Below are 1,580 nucleotides of genomic sequence, written 5' to 3'. Positions count from 1 at the left end.
GTGTTCTTGTATAAATTGACGACGTTTTTCGATGTATTGAAAAATCAATTCTGGTTCACTATCAAAAACCTCTACCTTCTTCTTCATATAAGGATCTTGAACAATATACGGACGGATTAATCCATGCATTTCCTCCACTTTTGGTTTTATATAATCCACAGTAAACTTTTCTTCTAAAATTCCCTCTAAAATATTCCGATATTGTTTCCTAAATGCACTTACATCAAGCAATCTAGCGCTTAGGGTGTTATACCCTTGAATTCGGATATACTCATGATTTAACAATCTTCCTTCTACATCTCGTCCCCATGTTGCATCATAATCCCAAGGAATAACTTCAAATAAACCTGTTTCACCATTATGATACAGTGCATAGTTATGAACAAAGCCATCAAAGTTTTGTGTAAAAATAATACCCGCCAGCCATCGTAAATATTTGTCAATATCAACATATTTTACAATTTCCTTCTCATAGGCTGCTCGTGAAATCGTATTTGCCTGATACACAAATTCACTTAAATATTCTTCACTATGCTCATTTGCACACTTAAATTCATATCCTGATGATAAATCTGTTTTTATATCCTTATTTAATTCACTTATTAAAGAAAAATTTGCGTCATCGTCAACCGCATAATAAATAGAACCATTTGGTAAATTGCGACTACGTAAAAAATATTCGTCAACAGACTCTAGTTGCAAGTATACCCCCTGTACTTGATTATTAATTTTCACAAAAACATGCTGTGATTTCGGAGATAATGTACCAATATCATAAAAAAAATCAAGGGATAGCTTATTTCGAATTAAAGATGGATCCTTGAATTCTGAATTTAAATGAATTTCTTTTACCCCTTGAAATAATTTTGGTTTATAAAACTTAACATGATAAGACTTTTTCTCAAACTTTCTAATATGAGAGCCTCGATATACAATGTCAATATCATATTTTCTTTTTTGATATGTCAATTTAGCAAGAACAGGATCGTCAGACCAAATATCTTTACGTAATTCTGTGATATACATAGGATTAATAAAAAAGTCATAAGTAGGCAGCATATTTTCTCCTTCCCTTCTTTTTATCCCATATTTACGTTTAATCCCTCCGTCTCAAGCTTCTGAGAAAACCATATAAAGAACTCGTAAAAGCACAATTCACCCTATACTGACGGAAGGCTCACTTCATCTACAATCAATGTATGATTTTCCTTTTCCTATTGATACCCCTACCATTCATCTATTTTTCTAGAATTCCACACCCGTCCTATACGAGGCGAGGATTTATTTCATATTGTAGTAATGTAAAAGAAAAGCTATTTCTTTTCAATAGATAGTGTTAAGGAGGATTCGTATGAAATATAATATCCAAAAAGCTGTAGAAGAGATTAAAGCTGCAGGAATGGAAGGATTCTTACATCAAGATCCTACAAGTGGACATAAATCTCGCCGTCATAAAACTTGTAAATCCCATATAACTTGCAAACCTCATAGAACTTTTAAAACTCATATAACTTGCAAACCCCACAGAACTCGTAAATCCCATATAACTTGCAAACGCCACAGAACTTGTAAATCCCATA

At 32.7% G+C, this 1,580-nt stretch carries 2 protein-coding genes; one reads left to right on the top strand and one right to left on the bottom strand.

The genetic code is table 11. The features are described 5' to 3' along the window. The coding region (locus V7183_RS21805) for a CotH kinase family protein (protein WP_335360809.1) at positions 1-1,059 on the bottom strand (1,059 nt) is incomplete at its 3' end. Positions 1,060-1,351: 292 nt separating this feature from the next. Here V7183_RS21805 and V7183_RS21800 point away from each other — a divergent pair. Next, positions 1,352-1,580: CotG/ExsB N-terminal domain-containing protein (locus V7183_RS21800; RefSeq protein ID WP_438825189.1), on the top strand; the 229-nt coding region annotated here is incomplete at its 3' end.

Origin of the sequence: Bacillus sp. JJ1127 (assembly GCF_036965845.1) — a bacterium.
Taxonomy (GTDB): Bacteria; Bacillota; Bacilli; order Bacillales; family Bacillaceae_G; genus Bacillus_A.
This window is presented reverse-complemented; position numbering and strand designations above follow the sequence as displayed.